This is a genomic window from Sorangium aterium, from assembly GCF_028368935.1.
GTDB lineage: Bacteria > Myxococcota_A > Polyangia > Polyangiales > Polyangiaceae > Sorangium > Sorangium atrum.
Genome location: NZ_JAQNDK010000002.1, coordinates 1,622,431 through 1,644,139, shown reverse-complemented (window position 1 = coordinate 1,644,139; position 21,709 = coordinate 1,622,431). Strand labels below are relative to the sequence as shown.

General features: G+C 71.6%; 12 protein-coding genes. 4 read left to right on the top strand and 8 right to left on the bottom strand.

The features are described from left to right. Nucleotides 1–35: 35 nt before the first annotated feature. The 6 genes from POL72_RS21200 to POL72_RS21175 all read right to left on the bottom strand — a co-directional run bounded on the left by POL72_RS21200 (nucleotide 36) and on the right by POL72_RS21175 (nucleotide 10,320). Entirely contained in the window at nucleotides 36–986 is a 951-nt protein-coding gene (locus POL72_RS21200) for a BMA_0021/BMA_0022 family TOMM bacteriocin (RefSeq protein ID WP_272097305.1), read from the bottom strand. A 267-nt stretch (nucleotides 987–1,253) separates the two neighbouring features. Then, nucleotides 1,254–2,645, bottom strand: coding sequence for a TfuA-like protein (locus POL72_RS21195; protein ID WP_272097304.1), 1,392 nt, complete (start codon nucleotides 2,643–2,645; stop codon nucleotides 1,254–1,256). After that, nucleotides 2,642–3,865 (bottom strand): YcaO-like family protein, encoded by a 1,224-nt coding sequence (locus tag POL72_RS21190; protein ID WP_272097303.1) that lies wholly within the window; start codon nucleotides 3,863–3,865, stop codon nucleotides 2,642–2,644. Before POL72_RS21190 ends, POL72_RS21195 begins: the two co-directional genes overlap by 4 nt. A 46-nt stretch (nucleotides 3,866–3,911) precedes the next feature. Further along, on the bottom strand, nucleotides 3,912–4,331 hold the full coding sequence (locus POL72_RS21185) for a hypothetical protein (protein ID WP_272097302.1): 420 nt from the start codon (nucleotides 4,329–4,331) through the stop codon (nucleotides 3,912–3,914). A 14-nt stretch (nucleotides 4,332–4,345) separates the two neighbouring features. Beyond that, the gene (locus tag POL72_RS21180; RefSeq protein ID WP_272097301.1) at nucleotides 4,346–8,410 is read right to left on the bottom strand and encodes a TOMM system kinase/cyclase fusion protein; all 4,065 of its coding nucleotides are present in this window, start codon (nucleotides 8,408–8,410) and stop codon (nucleotides 4,346–4,348) included. A 152-nt stretch (nucleotides 8,411–8,562) separates the two neighbouring features. Next, the gene (locus POL72_RS21175; RefSeq protein ID WP_272097300.1) at nucleotides 8,563–10,320 is read right to left on the bottom strand and encodes a sigma 54-interacting transcriptional regulator; all 1,758 of its coding nucleotides are present in this window, start codon (nucleotides 10,318–10,320) and stop codon (nucleotides 8,563–8,565) included. A gap of 437 nt (nucleotides 10,321–10,757) precedes the next feature. Between POL72_RS21175 and POL72_RS21170 the strand changes: the two genes are divergently transcribed. From POL72_RS21170 to POL72_RS21160, 3 genes are all read left to right on the top strand, one after another. Next, on the top strand, nucleotides 10,758–11,864 hold the full coding sequence (locus POL72_RS21170) for a BPSS1187 family protein (protein ID WP_272097299.1): 1,107 nt from the start codon (nucleotides 10,758–10,760) through the stop codon (nucleotides 11,862–11,864). A 204-nt stretch (nucleotides 11,865–12,068) separates the two neighbouring features. Next, the gene (locus POL72_RS21165) at nucleotides 12,069–13,961 is read left to right on the top strand and encodes an FG-GAP repeat domain-containing protein (protein ID WP_272097298.1); all 1,893 of its coding nucleotides are present in this window, start codon (nucleotides 12,069–12,071) and stop codon (nucleotides 13,959–13,961) included. Between the two features lie 147 nt (nucleotides 13,962–14,108). Next, nucleotides 14,109–15,341: a formylglycine-generating enzyme family protein gene (locus POL72_RS21160; protein WP_272097953.1), complete on the top strand. Its 1,233-nt coding sequence runs from the start codon at nucleotides 14,109–14,111 to the stop codon at nucleotides 15,339–15,341. On the opposite strand, the gene POL72_RS21155 is transcribed toward POL72_RS21160, so the two are convergent. Together POL72_RS21155 and POL72_RS21150 are read right to left on the bottom strand one after the other, a co-directional pair. Further along, the gene (locus tag POL72_RS21155) at nucleotides 15,338–18,247 is read right to left on the bottom strand and encodes a serine/threonine-protein kinase (protein WP_272097297.1); all 2,910 of its coding nucleotides are present in this window, start codon (nucleotides 18,245–18,247) and stop codon (nucleotides 15,338–15,340) included. The genes POL72_RS21160 and POL72_RS21155 overlap by 4 nt on opposite strands. A gap of 34 nt (nucleotides 18,248–18,281) precedes the next feature. Beyond that, complete coding sequence (locus POL72_RS21150) at nucleotides 18,282–20,132, bottom strand: hypothetical protein (protein WP_272097296.1); 1,851 nt, start codon at nucleotides 20,130–20,132, stop codon at nucleotides 18,282–18,284. Nucleotides 20,133–20,801: 669 nt separating this feature from the next. On the opposite strand from POL72_RS21150, the gene POL72_RS21145 reads away from it, so the two are divergent. Further along, nucleotides 20,802–21,692 (top strand): calcium-binding EGF-like domain-containing protein, encoded by an 891-nt coding sequence (locus POL72_RS21145; RefSeq protein ID WP_272097295.1) that lies wholly within the window; start codon nucleotides 20,802–20,804, stop codon nucleotides 21,690–21,692. The last annotated feature ends 17 nt before the right edge of the window (nucleotides 21,693–21,709 follow it).

Here is a 21,709-nt window from a genome sequence, read left to right as displayed (position 1 = left end):
GAGGATCCATCCTCGGTCCTGGTCTCGTCCCCCGATTAGCAGCAGCAAGTGAACGGGTACGCTGCTCCCGTCGCGTTGTATGCGGCGAGCGCGATGGGCTCGGAGTCCACGTTGCTCGGCTTCGTGGGCAAGTAGAGCTTGAGCGTATGAGGCTGGAGCGAATCCCAGTACGACTGATGGTCCTTGTCGAGTGGAGATCCCGGCGGATGCCACCGGGCTGCGCCGTCCTCCTCGACGCGCAGGCTCATCGTCCAAGGTAGCCTGTAACCTCGGATGGTTCGCAGCGCCGATGCGAGGTCGTTCTTGAGCGCCCGTCCAAATTCCTCGTCGCTCCAGGCTTTGGCCACCGCCGCGAGCAGCACGACGTTGAGCTCGGCGAACGAGCTGTCGTCGGGAACGAAGCCCCCCGCAGGAGGGCCGCTGTGGAGGCCGACGCGCTCTTGGCCCGCCTGTTCGCCCTCATGACAGCACCCCACGGGCTCCCGCCCTCGTTCGGGGCGACCGACGTGCTGCACCCCGTGGTCCGCCCGGATGTTGAGCCCGCCCCCTTTGTCCTGAGGGCGTGCATGAACCCCGTGCTGATCGTACTCCCGGATCCATTGATCGCTGAACAGCGACGGGCGCTGCTTGTAATAATCCCCGAGCGCCCTCGAGTAGTCCTCCGGACGGAGGTCTTCCAGCAGACCATCGTACCCTGGACGAGCTGCCGAACGCTTGGGCGCGAGCGGCAGGCGCAGCGTCAAGCAGTCGAGCAGGTCGCTGGGCCAGACCCACTCATCGTGGATCCACCTGAAGTCCTCGTCGGCTCGTGCAATCTGAAGCTCGCACGTCCTTGGCCATGGCCAGATATAGCCAAATCGATCCTTGAGCACGGAAGTGGGGTTGTCCCCGGTCAACTCCTTGCCAAAACCGTTCGGATCGGCCCATGCCTCTGCGATCGCGCGCAGGTACGTCGAGCGAAACTCCATCAATTGGTTCGTGCTCATGAGCTCCTCTTTGCTTGACCGTTGTTCGCGATTCTTACAGGCGAGGGAGAAGCGCGGGCAGCTCGTCGAGGCGGATTCGGTGACGGCCTGGAGCGTCGGCGCCTTCTGCCGCACTCCTCGTGAGAGGTAATTTCAGCAGCGCTGCATGCTCGCGCTCATGTCCGCTGGAAGCCTTCGAACGTGCCAACAGGACAGCGCGAGACAGCACGATCCGTCAAGAAAAAACCTTAGATGCAGCACATCTTCGACCGGCTCTGCGCCCATCCCTCAAGGCTCGTTGTCGGCATCGGCATCGGAAGGGCGGATATCAGGTATTCGGTGGAGCCTCGTGCACCAGCGCTCGATCAGCACCGATCGGAGCAACGCTTCTACGCTCGCAAAGCCGAAGCGCGCAGCGTAGGTCTCCAGGTCCTCGGGAACCGGCTTGCCGAGCCGCTCGGTGAAATACCACCGCCACAACGCGTCCGTGTCGCTCACGCCGCTGCCCGCCAGATCCAGGGCGTCCAGCCCCTCACCCGCCATCACGGCCTGCTTGGCGCGAGCCTGCTCCTCGAGACGCCCGTAGCAGCCCATGGCGCGTAGCTGGTCGACGAGGTGACGGCGGACCTCCGGCTCGCACACGGCGGCCGTCCAGCGGAGCTTCGCTTCCCGCGCCATCATGTCGGCGAAGGACTTGGCGTCGAGCCCCTGCTCGCCGAGCCACGCGCGGGTCGAGGGCCCGGTGTACAGCCCTCGCTCGCGCCGGAACTCCATGGCCGTGCGTTCGAGGTGCCCGGGGCCGACCTTCACCCCGTTGCGCTCCGCCGCCTCCTCGGCGAGGCCGCGCAGCAGGGCGCCCTGGATCGCGCGGGTGTAGAGCGGCTCGTCCCCGAGCAGGCGCAGCTCGTCGAGCAGGGCCTCGACGTCCGCGCCGGGATCGAGCTCGAGCCGGGCCGCGCGCATGCGATCGAGGGCCCGCTCCCAGACGTCGGTACGCTGGAAGATGAAGCCGGGCTCCAGCGGTCCTCGATGCATGGCGCGCGCGGCCTGCATGGCCTCGATCATGGCGAGCGCGTCGAGGCGCTTCTGGTCCACGCGCCCGGCGGGCAGCCACCGCTTCAGCGCATCGAGCATGTGGGGGGCCTCCTGCGCGGCTCGGGCCGCCTGGAGCACCGCTGGCCAGGTGCGATCAGGGTAGAACAGGGCCCTGGAGATGGCGACGAGCCGCTCGGCGAGCGCCGGATCGCAGATCTTCGCCTCGACGGCGGCGCCGAGCGTCGCACGGATATTGACGAGGGCCTCCGATGTGCACCGATAGCCGTGCTCGGCGGATGCGTGCGCGACCGCGACTTCGTCGTCGGCGCCGAGCGCGCCCGAACGAACTTGCTCGAAGATCCGGCCCACGCCGACCATGCCGAAGTCGGCCAGCTCGGCAGCTCGGAGCGCGCCCATGCTCGACGCCCCGAACACATGGACGCCCTGGGACATCGCCCAGAGGATCTCCTTGTGCCAGACCGACGGGACGTGCTCGAAGAAGCCGTCCACGATGCCAATCCCCCACGGTCGCTCGCGCGCGGCCCGGTAGACGTCTCCCTGGGCGACGGGCGGCAAGACCCGCAGTTCGGGGAGCCCGGGCACCTCCGCGGGCGGCAGGCTGGGCCCGGTGAACAGGACAATCACGACGACACCGCCTGCGCGCGCGGTCCAGGCGTGTACCCAGGGGCATCCCACATGCTTTCCAGCCCGGGCACGACGACGCGGACGACGGGCAGTCCGAGCTCAGGCCGCGTGAGATCCACGACCGCGACCTGGCGGAGCCCTGCGCTGCGCAGCGCCGCGAGCACCGCGGCGAGATCCTCGTCGAAGCGCTCGCTGAACCCGTCGCTCGCGGCGCCGAAGGAGCGCCACCGCCCCTCGAACCGCTCGATCTCCGAGCGCGCCGCGGCGATCCGCGGCGGCGACCGAAACAGCTCGTACGCGACCCGGTCGACGTCGTCGCGCGCTCCCGCGATGGCGGTCAGACGGCTCTGGGCGGCCTCGGTCAGGGCGCGCGCCAGGGCGACGGCGCGAGAGCGGTGGCACCCCTGACCGCCGCTCACGTACAGGACGCGGCCCGGGTGAGGCACGCGGTCGACGATCTCCGCCACGAAGACCGGCAGCCCGAGTTCGCTGCTCGCGTCCCACACGCCCACCGCAAGTTCGGCCCGATCGAAGCGGGCCAGCACATCGCGGCAGATCGGATCATCCACGGTGTCGAGACCCAGGCGCGTCTGCGCGCGGCGCGCCGGCCCGGCCGCGCGCCACAGCGCCACGGCGTCGCGCTCGATGACCTCGTAGAGCCCGTGGAGCACGGCCTCGAGCCGGTGGTTGCCCGAGGCGAGCCCCGTCGACGTGGTCAAGAAGCACCCGCTGCCGGGCGGCAGCGGCACGGTGTAGTCGGAGTGGACCACCTCGAGCGGCACCCACAGCGGACCGCCGCTCATGACGTCTTCGCCCTCGATCCAGAGCATCTTGTGATGAGGGTGGAAGGAGCCTATCGAGAGCCGCGGCAGCCCGGCGAGGTCGACGAGGCGGTGCCGCGCCGAGAGCTCCGCGGGGGTGCAGAAGAGGAGCGGCTGCAGGATGTGCTCGGCGTGCCACTGCTCGATGGCCTCCATCAGCCCGGACGCGCGCGCGGCGTCGATATCGAGCCCTTTTCCCTGCGAGACCGACACGGATCGGGAGTTGGGTCGGCACACCATCACCACCGGGATCCCGACGACGTCCAGCCCGGTGACGTCGGCGACCCGGGTGATCCCCATGGCGCGCGTCATCGGGAGCACCCGCTCGACGGTCTCCGCCGGGCTGACCAGGCGGTGCGTGCCTCGGAGAAAGGTCTTGTGCGTGGAGGGCCGGGTCATGCCGTCAGGATCTCGCAGAGAGCGGCGCGGGCTCAGGCGCCCCCGGCTACCGGCGCCTGAAGCCGGTCAGGTTGACCAGGTAGGTGCCGCAGAAATCCGAGGTCACCGGTACTTTCGGCGCTTTCTCGCGTCCCACCCGCGCGTCCATATCCACCAGCTGCTGGGGATCCGCCTCGTACGCCACGTGTCCTATCTGCGCGCCCATACCCACCAGATCGTTGCACCACGATTGCACTGAATCTGCTGGCCTACGATAGCGCTTCTTCGTCAACGCGTCCGATGGCACCTCATAGTACAGGGTCTCGGTGCCCTCTTTGTTCTGCACAGCGAGGATCATCGTAAAACCCCAACATTGCTCATCCAGCGCATCTTTATCACCTCTCGTGTCCTCCTTTGCTGCGCTGGTCGTGCTCTTGTCGTCCGTCGCCCCCTTCTGTGCCGTGCTGGTCGCATTCTCATCCTTCATCGTATCCTCCTCTGTCACGTTGGTCGCCGTCCTGAGCCCCTCGGGCCCTCGCCGGCGCTCGGCTGGCCTGCGCCCGCAAACAGCAGCGAGTCGGCCTCGCGAGCATCCGGAATGTCGGTGATGCCCGACCGGAGCCGGCGGAGCCGCTCGATGTCGTCGAGCGCCACGCGCCCTTCAGCCCTGCGCAGGCGAACGAGAGCCACCTGCGCGCGCAGCGCGAAGAGCCGGGCCGTCTGCGCCTCGGCCATGTCCCTCGCGCTCGCGAACGCGGCCTCCGCCTGCCCTGGGTCTCCGCTGGCCCGCCACACCTCCCCGAGCAGCCGGTAGAGCTCCGGATGGTAGCAGCGCTCCTGTGTCGTGAACGTCTCGCCGAGCGCCTCGTCGAGCGCCTCGCGGGCGCCCTCGACGGCGCCGGCGGCCAGACAGGCGTCGGCGAGGTGCGTGGCGTAAAAGGTCGTGACCATGCCCGAGCCCATTCGCCGCCAGCGCGCGATGGCGCCTCGGACGCGCTCGAGTCCCTGCTCCGCCTGTCCCGAATGGACCATGGCCCAACCCCCCAGCGCGTCGGCGAGCACCATGAACGCGGGGAATCCATGGTCGACGGCGACCTTCCCCAGCGCGTCGGCGTACCTCCGCGTGTCGGCCACCTCGCGCCTGAGGTGGTGGATCCACGCGCCGATCTGGTAGGCAATGGCGATGGTGAAGGGGTGCTCCGTCGCTTCCGCCGCGGCGATCGCGTCCTCGTAGATCCGCACCGCGCCGTCCGGCTCGCCGCAAATACACGCGCTCATGGCGTGGGTCACGCGCACGACGATGCTCGGATTCCAGCCATAACGCGCCATGTAGACGGGCAACTCTGCCGGCTGGTAGAGCTCGATGACACGCCGGTGGTGAGGCTCGCCCTCGGTGTGGTCCCCCAGCCACGTGGTCACGTTCGCCAGGATGAGCGACGCCTGCGTCAGGGCGACGACGTCATTCGTGTCCTCCGCCAGCTTCGCGCACTGGGTCGCGATGTCCCGGGCCGCCGTGAGATCGCCGCGGAACAGCGTGAACATGGCCATGCCGTGCAGCGCCTGGCTCCCCCGCTCCCGCTCGCCGGTCTGCGTGGCGAGCTCGATGGCCCGATCGTAAATGCTCTTTACCTCGGGCGCCGACCAGCCCTTGGTCGTGATCAGCGCCGGCATGAGGATACCGTTCAGCCCGAGCTCCATCTCGGCTCGCTCGTGCTCCTGCGCTATGGCCGGCAACCACGCGATGGCCTGCCTGGCCCCGGTGATCGCCTCCACGTACGCCGACCGAGCCAGCGCCGCTTGCGCCGCCTTCTGCGCGTAGCCCACGGCCTCCCGCTTCTGCTCCGCCGCGGCGTGATGGTGCGCGAGCAGCTCCGGCCGCGTCCGGACCACCTCCGGAAACCCCTCCTCCAGCGTCTTCGCGACGCGCGCGTGGCTCCGCTGCCGCGCGCCGGTGGACAGCGACTCGTACGCCGCGTCCCGCACGAGCGCGTGCTTGAAGCTCCCCACCGCCTCCTTGCCCCGCCGCCTGCGCAGCACGATCCCCGCGCTCGTCAAGCGCTCCAGATCCTCTGCCACCGCCGCCGGGCCGAGCGGGCTCGCGGCCGAGAGCACCTTGACGCTGAACTCCCGGCCCATCGCCGCCGCGAGCTGGGCCGTCTGCTTGGCGCGCGAAAGCCGATCCAGCCGCGCCGTGAGCAGCGCCCGCAGCGTCCCCGGGATCGCCGCCCCCGAGAGCGGCCGGGTCAGCTCGTAACGATCCTCCCGCTCCACCAGGAGCTGCGCATCGACCATCATCCGGAGCAGCTCCTCCGCGAAGAGCGGCACCCCGTCCGCGCGGTCCGCCACCTGCTCGATCACGGCGGGAGGCAGCGCCTTGTGGCCCGAGAGCCCGGTGAGCATCTCCTCCATGTGCGGGCGCTCCAGGCGGCTCAGAGGGAGCAGCAGCATGTCGGCCGTCGAGAACGACGGTGAGAACTCGGGGCGAGCCGTCATGATGACGCACATGGGGACCGCGGGCGCCTCGCGAACGAGCTGCTCGAGGAACTCCATCGTGGTGGGGTCGGCCCAATGCAAATCTTCCGCCACCAGGAGGACGGGCCGCTCGTCGGCGATCGCGAGGAGCAGCGACGCCACGGCCTGGAGCGTCAGCGCCTTGTGCCGCTGCGCCGAGACGTCGAGCGGGGCGTACGGTTCGCCGAGAGGCAGGGAGAAGAGCGGCACGAAGAGCGGCATGGCCTCGGCCGGCGTGAAGCCGTGGCCGGCGAGCTCCCGCTCGATCCGCGCGATCTTGGCGCCCGCGTCGGGCTCCTGATCGAGCCCGAGCGTGCGCTCGAGCAGGTCGACCACCGGACGGAGGGGGCTGGTTTGCGTGTCGGGCGAGCACCGCGCCTCGAGAAAGGTGTGGGCCTCGCGCGCCAGCCCGTCGCGCAGCGCGCGCGCCAGCCGGCTCTTGCCGATGCCGGGCTCGCCCGTGATGAGGATCGACTGGCCCGCCCCGTCGCGCGCGCGGCGCCACCGCTCCACGAGGAGCCCGAGCTCCGGAGCCCGGCCAGAGAGCGGCGCCCTCGAGCCGTCGGGGGTCGGCCAGCTCGCCGCGGCGCCGTGCTCCTGCCGGAGGCGGTAGGTCTCCACCGGCGCCGCGATTCCCTCGATGGCGCGGCCCCCTTCGCTCTCGAGGTCGAAGGAGGCGCGCAGCAACGCTTGCGACGCGGCGCTGACCGCCACGGATCCCGGCGGCGCCAGCGCGGCGAGCCGCGCGGCGAGCCGCGGGGTGGCGCCGGTGACGAGGCACGCGCCTTCGAGGTCCCCGAGATTCCCGTCGACGACGAGGCCGGTGTGGAGGCCGACGCTCACGTCGATTTGCGCGCCCGGCGCGGCGCTGCGCGGGTCCTCGGCTCGCGCGGCGCCGGCCATCGCCAGCGCCGCGCGGGCAGCGCGCCTGGCGTCGTCCTCCGCCGCGCTGGGGTAGCCGAAGTAGACGAGCAGATCGTCGCCGAACGCCGCGGCCACGTACCCCCCATGGCGGCGCCCGATGTCCGCGCACAGGGCGAGCGCCGCGCGCAGGGGGTCGTCCAGCCGCTCGACATCGACGGCGTCGAGGGCCTGCGCGACGGCCGCGCGTGCCCTCAGGTGACAGCAGAGCGCCGTCAGCTGCCGGCGCTCGCCGTCGAGCGCAGGCGGAGCGGGCCCCCTCCGCCGGTCGAGCTGCGTGGCGACCGTCGCGATCGAGGGCAGAGGCCGCGTGTCCCCGCCGGCCGGGCCGCCGGCGCCGAGCATCGCCTCGCGCGAGAGCCCGCGCAGGTTGCAGGCCTCGAGCGCCTCGAAGAGCCCACGGGCGGTCACCTCGCGCGCGCCTTCGTCCTTGCGGAGAGCACGGGCGAGCAGGTCGCCGAGGGGGTGGCGCTCGAGCGCAGCGGGGATCGGGACGGGATCGGGGCCGAGCAGCCGGTAGAAGATCTCGGCCTCCGTGCCGCCGTACGCCGGCTTGCCCGTGAGGCACTCGAGGAACACGAGGCCCCACGAGAACAGATCCGCGCGCGGCGAAGCCTCGGCGCCGCGCCACTGCTCCGGCGCCCCGTAGCCGGGCGTGCCCAGCGCGTCGTGGCTGCCGGTCAGGCGCGTGGATCGCCCGTCGTCGAGCGCGGCGCCGATCCCGAAGTCGAGCACCAGCGCGTTGCGGCGGGCGCCCGTGGGGATGACCATGATGTTGCTGGGCTTGAGGTCGCGGTGGACGACGCTCGCTGCGTGGGCGCAGGCGAGGGCGTCGAGCACTTGGAGCATCAGGTGCCGCGCCTCGGGCGGCGCGAGCGCGCCCTCTCGCTCGAGCAGGGCGGCGAGGTCGTCGCCAGGCGCGAAGGCGAACGCGGCGTAGAGGGTCCCATCTTCTGCCTGCCCCGCGTCGACGAGCTGGACGATGTTCGGGTGGTGGAGCTGGGCGCAGAGCCGCGTCTCGCGCAGGAAGCGCGAGATCCGCCTGTCGGCCTGCGCGGCGCCTCCCTGCTCGGCGAGGCGCAGGATCTTCAGGGCGATCGGCTGCCCGGTGGTGAGCTGGCGGGCCTTGTGCACAACGCCAAGCCGCCCTGGCCGAGCTTCGCCAGGATCTCGTAACGCCCGTCGAACGTGGCGCCTGGTGCGAGCGCGGCACCGTCTGCGACATAGCGCTGCATGCTCGATCCCGTGGTCGCTGGAGGCGCTCGGAGAGCGCCTCCAGCGCTCCCTCACGGCTCCTTGTCGGCGTCGAGCACCGCGAGGAGATCCGGATCGACCTCACCTCCAAGCAGGTCCAGGATCTCGCGCACCCGCGAGAGCTCGCGCAGCAGCGTCCGATGGTGGTTGCGGTTCTTGAGCAGCATCTCCTGGCCGAGCAGCGTGAAGGCGTGGTCACGGTTGCCCGTCCGCTGCACCGCCGCGCCGAGGACCATGCCGCGAAATGCGTCGGTCAGATCGAGCGGGAGCGGGGCGCTGCCGCCCCGGCGTCGCTCGGCCTCGTTCACGAAGCTGAGCGCCGCCCGCCAGAGCAGCTTGGTCAGCGCGCTCGGCTCGGCGTCGCTGTCGAAGGTGAGCGCGCGCTCGACGTGGCGCCGCTGGATCACCAGATCGCCGCCGAGGCCGCTCTGCCCCGCGAGCTGGAGCGCGTAAGCGCGCCGGACGATGTTGTCGAGCTGCCGCAGGTTGCCCGGCCAGGGCGCGGACACGAGGAGCTTCATGGCCTCGGGCTCGAAGCGCGCCGTCCCCTTGCCGTCGGCCTCCTGATGGCGCCGGTTCAGCATGAAGTCGGCCCAGCGCGGGAGCTCGTCGAGCCGCTCGGCGAGCGGGAGCAGCCGCACCGGCAGGACGTTGATGCGGTAGTACAGGTCCTCGCGGAAGCGGCCGGCGCGCACGGCGGCGCGCAGATCGGCGTTGGTGCCGACGAGGAGGCGCGCGTCGGCGCGGCGCTCCCCCGCCCCGTCGTCGCCCAGCATCCGGTAAGCGCGCTCCTCGATGAAGCGCAGGAGGCCCGCCTGGGCCTTGAGCGAGAGCTTGTCGATCTCGTCGAGGAAGAGCGTGCCCTTCGCGGCGCGGGCGACAGCGCCCGGGTTGTCCTTGACCGCTCCGGTGAAGGCGCCCCGCTTCCAGCCGAACAGCTCGGCCATCTGCAGGTCCTCGGGCACGCCGAGGAGGTCCAGCGACTCGAAGGGCTGGCCCCGGCGCTGCGAGTGCTCGTGGCACCAGCGCGCGAGCCTGGATTTCCCGGCGCCGGTCGGGCCGGTGATCAGGATGGTGTCGTCCCGTGGGGCGAAGGCGCGGAGCAGCTCGACGAGGTGCGCGGTGCTCTGACCGACGACCGGCAGGAACTCGTCCGGGCTCGCCGGCTCGTCCGAGCGAAGCGGCAGCGCGCGGGCGGCGATGAAGGCCCCGGCGATGCTGGCGAGGATCGCCAGCTCCTCGTGGCACTCCGCCCAGGGGAGCTCGAGCCCGACGGCCCCCCTGCAGCTCACCTCGATCGTGATCATGCCGTCGACGCTGCCGCCCGGCGCGCGCAGCGGGACGACATGGACGTGGGTCGCGTCGCGACCGAGCATCCGCTCGCGCGTCGCGTCGCCGGGCATGCCGGCCGCCTCTGGCGTGTGGCGGAGCGCCATGGCCCCGTCCGGCATCCAGGAGCGGAGCGAAGCGCGCTGGACGTCGATCGAGACCGAACAGCGGTGCTTCTCGATCCAGCTCCAGACGCTGCCGGAGGTGAGATAGCCGGTGCCTTCGATGCGCGCGCCGCTCGGGCGGTCGATGCCGAAGAGGCGCTGGTAGCTGTCCTCGGGACGAAGGTGGACGACGCCGCGCAGGATCCGAGCGCGGCTGGCGAACGGGCTGTCGGCGAGCGTCTCTTCGACGCAGGTGAACATGGCCTGGAGGACCGCCGTTGCAGCTTCGTCGAAGTACGTGGCCGACACGAGGCGGGGGACGAGGGAGATGAAGCGCTCGTCACGGGATGCGGTCACGGTAGGCAGCAGGAAAGCAGGAGAACCGGGAGGGGTCCAGGTGGAACGAACAGTCTCGCGTCTCCCGCGGACGCAGTGCGTCCGGGCGGGACGCGAGCCCCCTCTTGACTCGGAGGCCGTGGCAGCGCCGGCGTCCTGCCGGAGGGACCACGGGAGCCGCCGCGGGTCCGAAAGGCGGACGCGCCATAAGGCGGCCGAACGCCATGCGTGGATGCCGTCCAATGCGGCCGGCGCACTGCAAATAGAAGCGTCGGCGCTGGAGCCAGAGGACGCCGAGGTAGACGCTGCCTTGCCCGAGAAAGGGGCGAGCGGGGATCCTCGTGGGAGCGCGTATCTCACCAGCTCGGCGAACGCGACGGCGGCGCCCTGCGAGACCGCCGTCGCCAGCCGGCTCGTCCACCGCGGTGCGCCGGAGGTGATCTGGTAACGTTTCGAGCATGCGGATTACGGCGTGGATCGGTTGCGCCTGGTGGACGCTCGGGTGCGTGGCGTGCGGCGGCTCGTCGAGCGACGGCGGCCCCCCGGGCGCTGGCGGCGGAGCAGCCACGGGCACCGCGACCACCGGGACCGGCGGCGCCGCCGCGACCTCCGGGGTCGGTGGCTCTGCGGGCGGCGCGGGCGGCGCAGGCGGCGCGAACGGCGCGGGCGGCGCAGGCGGCGCGAACGGCGCGGGCGGCGCAGGCGGCGCGGGCGGCGCGCCGCGCGAGCTGCACGTGGACACGAGCTCACCCGAGCTCAGCGAGATCCGGTTCAAGCCCAGCGAGCTCGATCCAGAGGTCTCCGACCGCGACCTGGAGCAGGTGGCCCTCCTCGACACTCGGGTCGCGCGGTTCGCGGGCAAGCTCGTCGTCACGCTGTCGGGGAGCAGCCAGCCTCCTGGCCCGCTCGACCTCACCCGCTTCGTCGCCGCGCGCGGCTTTCACGCGTTCGCGGTCGCCTACAAGAACGACTACGACATCATTCAAAATGATCCGGACACGTTCGGCGACGCGCGGCTCGAGGCGTTCGATGGTCAGGACCACACCGCGCTCATCGAGGTGACGAGGGCCGACAGCATCGAAACACGGCTGGCGAAGGCGCTCGCGCACCTGAAAGAGGTCCACCCGCGAGGCGACTGGGGCTACTTCCTCGAAGACGACGGGAGCCCGCGCTGGTCGGTCATCATCTTCAGCGGCCACTCGCACGGCGCGAGCTCGGCCGCCCGCATCGGCAAGGTCGTCCGGCTCGACCGGGTTGTGTCGCTGGCCGGGCCGCGCGACACGAACCCGGTGAGCGCCACCTGGCTGTCGGAGCCGTCGGCGACGCCCGTGGATCACATGTTCGGATTGACCGGCGAGCGCGATGAGCAGCACTCGGATCACCTCAAAGCATTCGACCTCATCGGCCTCCCCGGCGAGCTCGTCGAGGTCGACGTCCCGGGCGCGGCGCCGCCGTACGGCGGGTCGCACCGGCTCGCGCTCAAGGACGGCGACCACGGAGCCGCCGGTAATTGCGGCGCGCACGTCGCCGTCTGCGAGGCGATGTTCGGCTTGCCGCTGCCGTGATGTCGGGCAGCGGCGCCGTCGAGTCGAAGTGCCCAGATCGAGCAGATGCGTGGCGAACGTGCGCCGCAGGACGTGGGGCGTGACGGACAACAGCTGCCGCGACCCACCTGGCAGCGCGTGCACGACAACGTCCTGCGCTGCTTGTAGTCTCGACCGGATCGCTTTTCCCGCGGCGACCGCGGGCGTGACGATCGGAGGTCGAACGTGAAACGGTCTTTCCTCGCCTTCGCGGCGGCGTTGCTCGCGGTGGGTTGCTCGGCGAAGTCGAGGACGTTCTCCGGCGAAGAGCCCCAGGGCGGGGGCGGGAACGGCGGCGGCAGCAGAAACGACGGCGGCGGCGATGCGGGCACCGGCGGCAGAAACGACGGCGGCGGCGATGCGGGCACCGGCGGCGGGCCGCTGTGCGCCGGCGTGGACTGCAGCCACCTCGACGGCCGCTGCATGCGCGGCGTGTGCATCGAGGGCGAGTGCTTCGCCGAGCCGCGGCGAGCGGGGACCGAGTGCGCGGCCGCGGCCGGCGAGTGCGACGCGGCCGACACGTGCGACGGCGCGGGCGAGTGCGTCGCGAACCAGGCGCCGGAGGGCGCGGCGTGCACGGGGTGCCCGAGCGGGGCGTGCGGCGGCTGCGCGATGGGGGTGTGCACCGATGGGCCTGCGGTCGTCTCCTGCGGCCTCCGCTTCACCGATGTGACCGCGGCCTCGGGCCTGCCGGCGACGACGGGCAGCTCGGTCGTCGCGTGGCTCGACGTCGAGAACGACGGCGATCCCGACGTGTTCCTGCGCGGCAGCGGCCTGTACATCAACGACGGCGCGGGCGTGTTCACGGAGGGGGCCGCCGCGCGCGGCATCAGGGATGTCGGCACCACCTCCGAGCAGTACCCGGTGATCGCCGCCGACTTCGACAACGACGGTGACATGGACATCTTCGTCGCCAACGACACCCGCTACGGCACGATCCCGAACCGGCTCTATCGCAACGACGGCAGCGGCACGTTCATGAACGTCGCGCTCTCGGCCAACCTCGAGTTCGCGACGACGACGCCCGGCCCGGCGGTGTGGATCGATCACGATCGCGACAACGACCTCGATCTGTTCTTCGGCTCGGAGTTCGGCACGTCCGGCATGTTCCGGAACGACGGAGCCCTGCCGTTCGCCGATGACAGCGCGCGGTTCAGCACCTTCCTCCAGGGCGACAGCGCGGCGTGGGCCGATCCGGACGCCGACGGCGACCTCGACCTTTACGTGGCCACCGGCTCGACGGGAAACGGTAACCGCTTCTTCCGCTTCACGTCGCCGAGCTGGACCGACGTCGCGACGTCGGCCGGGCTCGAGGACACGCGGACGGCCGGCTCCCGCTGGGGCGGCGCGACCTGGATCGATATCGACGCCGACGGCGACCTCGATCTCCTCTCGGTGCGCGACGGGGACGCGGACGATCTGCTCTATTACAACGCCGGCGCGGGCGCGCCGTTCTCCGCCGCCGCGGCGGCGAGCGTCGGGCTCGGAGACGGATCGTTCCTGAGCGCGAGCGTGTGGGCCGACTGGGACCAGGACGGCGACCTCGACGCGTACGTGGGCGACACGCTCTACCGCAACGACGCGGGCACGTTCGCGGCCGCCGGCGCCTCGCTCGGGATCGCCACGCAGCAGGTCGGCTCGTTCGCGGACATCGACGGCGACGGCGACCTCGACCTCCTCACCACGAGCTTCGGGGGAACGGCGCTCTACCGCCGCGACGTGACCGGCATGCCGTGCCGCGCGCCGGGCTACGCGGTCGTCCGCATGCTCACCGATCGGGACGGCAATGCGACCGACGCGAACGTGAGGGAAGATCGCGACGCGATCGGCGCGCGCGTCGACGTGGATCTCGACGGAGACGGGGACTTTCGCGCGGGCGGCTATACCGGGGCGGATCGCGTGGCGACCTACCTCGTGGGCGCCGGCCAGTGGGGCAACCGGCAGCAGAGCCAGCTCCCGCTGATCATCGGGATGGGGGCCGCGGCGTCGGTCGATATCCGCGTGACGTTCCCCGACGGCTCGGTGGTGACACGCAACGACGTCCCCTCGGGCGCGCGCATCACGATCAACGATGTCTGACGAAGGTGGTGAGCGAGATCGGCGCGTTCTGGAGTGGCAGGTAGATTGTCCAACGCGGGTTCAAGGCGCTCTACCCCGAGCTCGGTCATCCGCCCAGTTCGGAAGGTGGCTTGACAAATGCGGGGCGAAGATCGGAGCCTGGTGTCGATGCCTCAGGCGCGTGGCGCAGCACGGTGGACCGCGGGGTGGCTCGCGGCGGTGCTCGCTGCTGGCTGTGCCCAGATCCTCGGCGCGGACTGGGATAGCTACACGCCTCCCGGAGCGCACGGGGGAGGTGGCGCGGGCGGCTCCGCATCCGGCCAGGGTGGCCAGAGTGGCGGCCCCGAGCAGGGGGGCGGCGGCGGAGTGGCCGGAGGCGACGCGTCCGGTGCCGGCGGCAGCGGCACCAGCGGCACCAGCAGCAGCGGAAGCGGCACAGGCGGCAACACCGGCAGCAGCGGCTCCGGCGGTGGCGATAGCACCAGCAGCAGCGGCTCCGGCGGCAGCGACGGCAGCGGCGGCTCCGGCGGCGGCGTGACCGCCCCGAGCTGTGCGACCAGCTCGCCGGAGACAGGCCCCCTCTGCGGGCCTCCTCCCGGCATCAGCTGCTGTGACAGCCGTGAGGTCCCGGGCGGCACGTTCAACCGGAACAACAACCCCGCATTCGCCGCGTCGGTCAGCAGCTTCCATCTGGATACGTTCGAGATCACCGTGGGGCGATTCAGAGCCTTCATGGAGAGCGGGCACGGCGTACGGACCTCGCCGCCCGCCGCCGCAGCGGGAGAGCACCCGAAGATCCCGGGGAGCGGATGGCAGTCCGCATGGAACGAGGCGCTCCGCCCGGACGTCACCTCGCTCTCGGCAGCGCTGAGCTGCACCAGCTCGACCGCGACGTGGACCCCCGCGGCTGGGCGCAACGAGGCGCTGCCGATCAACTGCATCACCTGGTACGAAGCGTTCGCTTTCTGCGTCTGGGACCGCGGGCGGCTGCCCACCGACGCCGAGTGGAACTACGCAGCTGTTGGAGGGAACATGCAGCGGAAGTTCCCCTGGGGCGACATGATCACCCATGACCACGCGTCGTACGCCTGCGCGGCGCCGTGCGCCTTGAGCAGCCTCCTCGAGGTCGGCTCGCTGCCGCTGGGACGGGGACGGTGGGGCCAGTTCGATCTCAGCGGCAACGTCTCGGAATGGGCGCTGGACTGGGCCGTCAACTACACCGTTCCCTGGAGCGACCAGGCCCAGATCTCGGACGTGGCTGGCGACAATCAACGCACCCGTCGAGGCGGCTACTACGCCTCCGATGACTATACGGTGAGCAACGCGCACCGAGGCACCGACCCTCCGACGGTCCGCGGCCCCTGGACCAGCGCGCGCTGCGCGAGAGATCTCCCTCCCTAACGCCGCGCCCGCAGCCCGGCGAGCCGCGCCCGCGCCTGCTCCGCGGAGATGGATCGCGGGCGCGCCTTGCCCCAGCGCTCGAGGACAGCCTCGTACGCCGCCGCGGCGCCGCGCAGATCGCCTGTCGCCTCCAGGGCCATGCCCAGATAAAGCCGCGCCTCCGTGGTCGAGAACGGGTCGGCCAGGGCCGCGCAGGAGCGCGCAACGCGCGTCAGCGGCCCGATCGCCTCCTGCCCCTTCCCCGCGAGCGCGTAGACCTTGCCGATCCGCAGATCGAGCAGGAGCCACCGGCCGCTCTCCGACGGGAGCGGCTGGTCGAGCGGCATCGTCTCGAACGCCGCCGCCGCGTCGGCCGCGGTCTCCACGCCGGCCGCGTACGCCTCGGTCCAGAGCAGCCAGCGGTGCTCCGGCTTGATCTCCTGCGCCGCGGCGCGCCACTTCGACTGGACCCGCTCCACCCACGCCGAGCGCGCCGCGTCGTACGCCTCCTGCGTCATCGACGCTGCCCGGAGGCTGTACGGCAAGAACGCGATGGTCCAGTCGGCCGTGGTCGCCGGCTCGGACCAGGCGCTCATCCGGCGGAGGAAATCGTCCGCCACCCGCCCGGCCTCCCGCGGCAACCCCATCTCACGGTAGAGCTCCGCCAGCTTGAGGGCCGGGCTCGCGTGCGCGTCCTGATCGTTCCTGCCGGCGACCTCGCGCTGCCACGCGCGGGCGTGCTCCACCGCCAGCTCGAAATCGCCGTCCAGGACCGCGAGCGAGATCCGATCGAGCAGCTCCTTCGCCCTCCGCTCGCCCTCGGGGACCGCCGCCCACCCCTGCTCCAGCGCCACGAGCACGCTCTCGCGCGGCGCGCCCCGCGCGTGGAGCGCCAGCGCCAGGTGCCGGTGCGCCGGCGCCGCCTTCGGATCGATCGAGAGCCACCGGCGCGCGTGCTCCTCCACTTGCTGGCAATCGCCCTGGCGATGGAGGAGGCGGACCCGGTTCGCGAGGCAGAGCGTCGCGCCGGGAGCCGTCTCGGCGCAGGCCTGGTAGGCGGCGAGCTCCGCCGCGACGTCCCCCTTCATCCCGAGCGACTCTCCCTTGAGCCCCCACGCGAGCACGTGGCCCCGGTCCAGGGCGAGCGCCCGATCGTAGGCCTCGACGGCGGCGTCGAACCGGAGCTGCGCGAACCTCGCCGCGCCCAGGTACACGAGGAGCTCCGGATCGACCGGGAACCTCGCGACCGCGGCCTCGAGCCGCCGCTCCCATGACACGGCGTCGGAGGGCTGGCGCACGTACGGCTCGGCCGCGTCGAGCAGCGCCATGTCGCGCTCGCCGAGGGCGGCCCTGTGCAGGAGCGCGAGCTGGAAGTGCTCGCGCGCCACGGCCGGCCTCTGTCGAAACGTCCAGATCGCCACGCGCAGGTGGCCGGCGCCGAGGCCACGATCCAGCGCCACGGCGCGCTCCATCGTGCGCGCGGCCACGTCCGGCGCGCCGTCACGGTAGGCCTGCAGCGCCTCCTGGTAGAGCGCAGCGGCCTCCGGGTTGGTCGAGGCGGGGCGCGGCGGCTCCGGGGCGGCGATCGGCGCGCGACTCGGCTGGGGCGGCGGCTCCGGGGGGCGCCGGAGCACCGCGACCGCGGCGCCGGCCACCGCCGAGGCCGCGAGCGCGAGCGCGACGAGCCCGCGCCGACCCGGGCGCGCGCGCTGGTTGGGTGCATTCCGCACCACGACGGCCTCGCCCGACGCAGCCCCGTGGTCCGGTCGCGGCGCAGGCTCCGCCCCGGCGGCCGCGGGCGGCGCGCTACCAGGGCGCTGCAACGCCGGGTCGGTCCGGTGCGGCACGGTCGGCTCGAAGCCGATCCCCGCGGGTGTACCCGCGTGCTCGGCGCCTCGCGCAGGGCCGCCCCGCGCGTTGGCGCCCTCGACCTGGGTCTCGGCCTCTCGCGCCGCGGGCGGCGAGCGCGGCGGGAGGCTGGGCAGCTCGTCCTCGAGTCCCTCGGCGGCGATCAGCGCGCGCCAGAACGCGCCGGCGTCGGGGTACCGGTCGCGCGGAGAGACGCTGAGCGCCCGCGAGAGCACGCGCTCGATCGCGTCCGGCGCCGAGACGCCGCGCGCCCGCAGCGTGGGGCGCAGCGCAGGATCGACGACCACCGAATAGAGCTCGACGATCCCCTCCCCCTCCAGCGCCCGAGCGCCCGTCACGAGCTCCACGAAGACGAGCGCGAGCGCGAAGACATCGGTCCATGGCCCGGTCGCGCCCCGCTGCTTGTCGAACTGCTCCGGCGCGCCGTAGCGGGGCGTGAACGCCGACGGCCCCTCCGCGGTGCTCGCGAGGGCCGCGGTGCGCGAGCGCTGATCGCCGATGATCTTGGCGATGCCGAAATCGAGGACCTTGAGCGTCCTCGCGCCCCCCGCCTCGGCGAGGAAGAGGTTCTCCGGCTTGACGTCGCGGTGCGCGATGTTCTGCTCGTGCGCCACCGCGAGGGCGCGCGCTGCGGGGTCGAGCAGGAGAATCGCCTCGCGGCGGGACAGGGCGCCGCCGCCCCCGGCGCGCAGGCGCTCGAGGTGGCCGGCGAGCGTCTCGCCGTCCAGCCACTCGAGCACGAGATAGGGAACGCGACCGCCCTCCTGGGTCGTGAAGGCGCCGATGTCGAGCGCCTGCACGATGCCGGGCGAGAGGCGCGAGAGCTGGAGCAGGAGCCTCCCCTCGTCGCGCAGCCGTCGAACGAAATCCTGCTGCGCCTCGGGCGAGAGCTCGTCGGGCAGCTTGAGGCACTTGATGGCGACGGGCGCGTCGAACCCCTCGTGCACGCCGCGATAGACGACGCCGAACCCGCCGGCGCCGACGGCGGACAGGACACGGTATTTGCCGTCGATCGTGGTCCCGCAGAGCCGAAATACGTCGCGCTGGGCGCCGGACATCGGCGGAAGTATACGCCATCTCCGGAGGACAGACTCAGGGCGACTCGGGCTTCGCCATGGCGGCCCTTAGCCGGCCGCAGGCGTCCACGAACCCGGTCGAGAGGATCTGGTCGAGGTGCCAGAAGTTCCTCTGCCGCTCGTGTTCGTAGAACCGGGCGATCGTCACCAGGAGCAGGTCCACGCACAGCGCCGGGTCGCGCCAGGCGAGCTCCGTCCGCGGCCCGCTCCGCGACCCGCTCCGCGGCCCGCCCGCGCACGACGCGGCGAGCGTCTGCTCGAGCACCGCGGCGACCAGCGTGAGCTGAAGGACCATGCGGCGGCATGCGCTCGCGCGGATCCCTCCGCCCTTGGCAGCCACCGGCCGCAGCGTGTCGTCGAACGCCGTCGCGAACTCGCGCCACAGCAGCGCGCCCGCCTGATCCACCGCCTCCTTGAGCCCGGCAGCCGGAACGCGCGGCGAGAGCGCGTCGACGAGGCGGGCGCGCGCCCCCTCGTCCTCGGCCAGCGCGCGGTACGGCTTCGACCAGCGGGCGACCTGGCGGCGAACGTCGCCCACCGTCAGATCGAGCTTGAGCCCTGTGATGGGGAGCAGCGACGCATCCGGCAGCTTCAGGGAAGGCCTGTGCCACGCGTACTTGCTCTCCATGAAGTCGGCGAGCATCTCGGCGATACCGTTGCTCGCGGCCACCTGGAGTCGCGCCCTGATGTCGGCCTCGGCGAAGCGGAGCAGCGCCGCCTCGTCGAGCTCGGTGCGGCCCCCGCGCTCGATGAAGGCCGAGGCGATGCCGGGGCCGACAGCGCCGGGAAAGACCGTGTCGAGCGCGAGGGGCTCCTCGAGCCGCGGCAGCACCGCGTACTCCCACTCGAACTCGGCCAGCGCCTCCTGCCACGCGTGGCCCCAGGCGTCATGAACCACGTAGTCTTCGACCTCCGGCGTCCGGAGGACCATCACCATGGTCGCGAGCGTCTGCGTGACGACCTCCGTCGGGACCGAGGCCGCGTCCGCGAGGGAGCGCGCGAGCGCCGGATCGATGGCCGCGCTGTCGAAGTAGCCGAACGCAGGAAAACGCGCCGTCGCCGCGGTGTTCGTGTCGTCGCACCGGGCGATGAAGGCGGAGATGGCGCGCCGCTCCTCCTCCGGGCGCTCGTCCCAGCCGGGCACCTCGAGCCGCGGCGCCTCGGCGGAGCCCGCCGCTCCGGGCGAGCCGGTCGCCGGCGCCGACGCGCGGATGCAGAAGAAGATCGCGGTCGACGTCATGAGCAGATCCACGTCGCCCGGACGCCACGGCAACGGGCCGTAGATCGCGCTCATGAGCTCGGCGCACGCGGCGGGCGACGCGCCCCCCTTCGCGGCGAGCTGCGAGGCGATCGTCTTCGTGATCGCGTGCTTCACCGCGAGGTTGGAGGTCATATGATCCATCGCGGCCTCGACCTGCGCGAGCTCCGCCTCCTCCCACCCGAGCGCCTCTCGCAGCGCCCGCCGGACGAGCGGGATCCCCTCGCTGCCCTGCGGCAGATCGAGCGGGAAATCGAGGAGCGGGCGCGACGCGACCGTGTCGATGAGCGGCGCGGAGCTGCTGCCGGCGAACCGGAGCCAGAGCAGCACCGCCTCGGTGAACCAGGCCCGGAAGGACGCGCTCGCCGCGTGGAACTCGTCCGGGGTCGGCTCGCTCAGGGCGTCGATGCCGCGCATCAGCCGATCGTGAAGATCGCGCCCCCTCGCCTCCCGCTCCTCGCGGCTTCCCTTCGTCGCGTCCTGCAGCTCCTCGATGTCCGCGAGCAGATCGAGCGTGGGACCCCACGCGGCCGGGAGCGTCGGCTCGAAGAGGGCTGCCGCGCACAGGATGGGCGCCGAGGGCTGAGACCCGGTGTTCTTGTGGTCCATGGCCTTTCCTTGAAGAGGGGTGCGACCTCCCATCGCATCACAGGCGCATGCCCTGAGCAAGGCCCCGGACCAGCGCGTCCCAGGGAGAAGACGGAGCCTTCCGGCACACATCGCAGGTTCGTGTCCTCGGGCCTGCGATGTGTCTCTCGGGCCTCCGCGCCGAGCGCACGGGCTCCACCATGAACGCTGGCGTCCGCTTCGGGACCGCTCTAATCGCCCGCAGCTCACCGTGGCGTACCGGTCGTCGGGCTCGACCGCGACGTATCGCGCAGATCACCATCGATCGCGCGCGAACGATGGTGCCTGTCCAGAAACGGCAGCGACCTGTCCACGAGCGGCAAGACAAGCGCGCGACCGGGCTCGTCGCTGTTGCATCCTCGCCTGAATCTATGGTGGAAGCTCGCTCCGCCATCGAACTCGGCAGGGTCGCCGCGGTCGGTCACGGCGGTGCGTCGTGGTCTCCGCAGGTGAGGCATTCAGGCAGCAGCAGGCGGCGCGCGACTGGACTTCGGCGACGGGAACCGGCGGCGCGCACACACCGAATGCCATGCAGGGACCTGCGTCAACATCCCCTCCGAAAGCGCCGATTCGACACTGGCATCTAACTTGAATAGGCCGCCCGACCCTTCTCCAGCCAGCGCAAGCACAACCTTGAAAGGATGACCACCCATGCGGTCTCTTACAGGCTCACTTCTCCACTCTCTGACGATCTCGGCTCTCTCCACCCTGCTGCTCGCGGGCTGTACCAGCGCCGGCCCCTCCACGGCCGACGGCGACGAAAGCGGGGAGGCCACAGACCCCTGCGCCTCGGCCCCCTGCCAGAACGGCGGCGCCTGCGCCGCGGCCGAGAGCGGTTACACCTGCGCGTGCGCGCCCGGCTGGACGGGGACGAGCTGCGAGACCAACATCGACGAATGCGCGCCGAGCCCCTGCGTCCACGGCACGTGCAACGATCAGGTCAACGGGTACACCTGCGCGTGCGCGCCCGGCTGGACGGGGACGAGCTGCGAGACCAACATCGATGAATGCGCGCCGAGCCCCTGCGTCCACGGCACGTGCAACGATCAGGTCAACGGGTACACCTGCACGTGCGCGCCCGGCTGGACGGGGGCGAACTGCGAGGCGCCCGTCTGCGTCCCCACCACCTGCGCCGCTCAGGGAGCGACCTGCGGCTCGATCGCCGATGGCTGCGGCGAGATGCTCGACTGCAGCTCTTGCGGGTCGGGCTTCACCTGCGAGAGCGGCACCTGCCAGCCCACGGCGCCGGCGTGCCCGTGTGATGGCATGCCCGGGTGGGGTCCCCCGACCCCCCCCGTCCAGTGCATCAACTACTCGGGTTCCATGGGCCCCGGCAGCATCTACTACTATCTGAAGAGTAACGACAATGGCCACGAGGGCCCCTTCGTCGAGTTCGCTGTCAACGGCCAGTTCGGCCCGGAGCCCGACCAGTGCGGATACGTGTCGGTGGCCAACACCATCACCTCCATGCCGCTCACCAGCCAAGATCAGGCGGACGCCTGCATACAGAGCTTCCTGAGCTTCGCCGGCGACTGCCCCTGAGCTGGGCGACGCCCCAG

Coding starts and splice junctions, on each gene's coding strand:
- POL72_RS21200 (WP_272097305.1), bottom strand. CDS start 986: ATGAGCACGAACCAATTGATGGAGTTTCGCTCGACGTACCTGCGCGCG.
- POL72_RS21190 (WP_272097303.1), bottom strand. CDS start 3,865: ATGACCCGGCCCTCCACGCACAAGACCTTTCTCCGAGGCACGCACCGC.
- POL72_RS21185 (WP_272097302.1), bottom strand. CDS start 4,331: ATGAAGGATGAGAATGCGACCAGCACGGCACAGAAGGGGGCGACGGAC.
- POL72_RS21170 (WP_272097299.1), top strand. CDS start 10,758: ATGCGGATTACGGCGTGGATCGGTTGCGCCTGGTGGACGCTCGGGTGC.
- POL72_RS21160 (WP_272097953.1), top strand. CDS start 14,109: ATGCCTCAGGCGCGTGGCGCAGCACGGTGGACCGCGGGGTGGCTCGCG.
- POL72_RS21155 (WP_272097297.1), bottom strand. CDS start 18,247: ATGTCCGGCGCCCAGCGCGACGTATTTCGGCTCTGCGGGACCACGATC.
- POL72_RS21150 (WP_272097296.1), bottom strand. CDS start 20,132: ATGGACCACAAGAACACCGGGTCTCAGCCCTCGGCGCCCATCCTGTGC.
- POL72_RS21145 (WP_272097295.1), top strand. CDS start 20,802: ATGCGGTCTCTTACAGGCTCACTTCTCCACTCTCTGACGATCTCGGCT.